The organism is Pasteurella testudinis DSM 23072, assembly GCF_900176075.1.
Taxonomy (GTDB): domain Bacteria; phylum Pseudomonadota; class Gammaproteobacteria; order Enterobacterales; family Pasteurellaceae; genus Chelonobacter; species Chelonobacter testudinis.
In genome coordinates, this window is record NZ_FWWV01000053.1 from 1 (window position 1) to 2,526 (window position 2,526).

Annotated in this window: 1 rRNA gene; it reads right to left on the reverse strand. The window is 49.2% G+C overall.

The features are described from left to right. Window positions 1-19: 19 nt before the first annotated feature. A 23S ribosomal RNA gene (locus B8880_RS12080) occupies window positions 20-2,526 on the reverse strand; the annotation flags it as partial.

Consider the following 2,526-nt stretch of genomic DNA (forward strand, 5'->3'; position numbering starts at 1 on the left):
CAAAACCCTTGAGCGTTGTATGGTTAAGCCTCTCGGGCAATTAGTACGGGTTAGCTCAATATATCACTACACTTACACACCCCGCCTATCTACGTCTTAGTCTTAAACAACCCTTACAGTCTTATTGACTGGGAAAACTCATCTCAAGGCAAGTTTCGTGCTTAGATGCTTTCAGCACTTATCTCTCCCGCACATAGCTACCCCGCAATGCTTCTGGCGAAACAACGGGAACACCAGCGGTGCGTCCACTCCGGTCCTCTCGTACTAGGAGCAGCCCCTTTCAATTTTCCAACGCCCACGGCAGATAGGGACCGAACTGTCTCACGACGTTCTAAACCCAGCTCGCGTACCACTTTAAATGGCGAACAGCCATACCCTTGGGACCTACTTCAGCCCCAGGATGTGATGAGCCGACATCGAGGTGCCAAACACCGCCGTCGATATGAACTCTTGGGCGGTATCAGCCTGTTATCCCCGGAGTACCTTTTATCCGTTGAGCGATGGCCCTTCCATTCAGAACCACCGGATCACTATGACCTGCTTTCGCACCTGCTCGACCTGTCCGTCTCGCAGTCAAGCTTGCTTATACCATTGTACTAACCTCACGATGTCCGACCGTGATTAGCAAACCTTCGTACTCCTCCGTTACGCTTTGGGAGGAGACCGCCCCAGTCAAACTACCCACCAGACACTGTCCACGACCACGTTCCGTAGTCTGTGTTAGAACATCAAACCTTAAAGGGTGGTATTTCAACAACGACTCCATATTAACTGGCGTTAATACTTCGCAGTCTCCCACCTATCCTACACATCAAAATTCAATGTTCAGTGTCAAGCTATAGTAAAGGTTCACGGGGTCTTTCCGTCTAGCCGCGGGTACACCGCATCTTCACGGCGATTTCAATTTCACTGAGTCTCGGGTGGAGACAGCCTGGCCATCATTACGCCATTCGTGCAGGTCGGAACTTACCCGACAAGGAATTTCGCTACCTTAGGACCGTTATAGTTACGGCCGCCGTTTACTGGGGCTTCGATCAAATGCTCTCACATCATCAATTAACCTTCCAGCACCGGGCAGGCGTCACACCCTATACGTCCACTTTCGTGTTTGCAGAGTGCTGTGTTTTTAATAAACAGTTGCAGCCAGCTGGTCACTTCGACTGACTTCACCTCCATCCGCAACGGACTTCAATTACCGTCAGCGCACCTTCTCCCGAAGTTACGGTGCTATTTTGCCTAGTTCCTTCACCCGAGTTCTCTCAAGCGCCTGAGTATTCTCTACCTGACCACCTGTGTCGGTTTTCAGTACGGTTTATGATAAGATATGCTTAGCGGCTTTTCCTGGAAGTGTGGTATCAGTTACTTCGACTCCGTAGAGTCTCCCCGTCACGCCTCTGATTTAGATGACCGGATTTGCCTAATCATCCATCCTACACGCTTGGACCGGGACTTCCGTCACCCGGATAACCTAACCTGCTCCGTCCCCACATCGCTCTTATCACAAGTACGGGAATATTAACCCGTTTCCCATCGACTACGCTCTTCAGCCTCGCCTTAGGGGCCGACTCACCCTGCCCCGATTAACGTTGGACAGGAACCCTTGGTCTTCCGGCGAGGGGGTTTTTCACCCCCTTTATCGTTACTTATGTCAGCATTCGCACTTGTGATACGTCCAGCAGCCCTCTCGAACCACCTTCTTCCGCTTACACAACGCTCCCCTACCCAATCAGATGACAGATTTCAGACGTCAGGTTTCAGTGTTTTACCAAAACCTTGTAACATCTTCGCAATTTCTTCGTATTCATTACGCCATCTTTGCCAATGTTGTTCATCTACATATTTCAAGTCATAACAGTATCTTAACCAAACTCTCATTTCATCAGCACTGCCTATTGCCATGCTAAGAAATCGATTTAAATCCGCTTTAGAACGTTGCCTTGCAAAACCTTCGGCTAAATTTGCACAAATGCTTTTGCTTGCCCGTCTAACTTGGTCTCCTAACCCATATTGCTCTATCTTAGGAAAATCCAAGCTCGCTTGATGAATTTCTAACGACACTTTATAAGCGCGTTGAAACACGTTCAAATCTTCAAACTTGATTGCCATACTGTCTCCTGACATCTGAAATCTGTCATCTGAATGCCGCAGCTTCGGTGACTAGTTTTAGCCCCGTTACATCTTCCGCGCAGGCCGACTCGACTAGTGAGCTATTACGCTTTCTTTAAATGATGGCTGCTTCTAAGCCAACATCCTAGCTGTCTAAGCCTTCCCACTTCGTTTCCCACTTAACTAGTACTTTGGGACCTTAGCTGGCGGTCTGGGTTGTTTCCCTCTCCACGACGAACGTTAGCACCCGCCGTGTGTCTCCTAGACATTACTCTTCGGTATTCGCAGTTTGCATCGGGTTGGTAAGTCGGGATGACCCCCTAGCCGAAACAGTGCTCTACCCCCGAAGGTATTCATCTAAGGCTCTACCTAAATAGATTTCGGGGAGAACCAGCTATCTCCCGGTTTGATTGGCCTTTC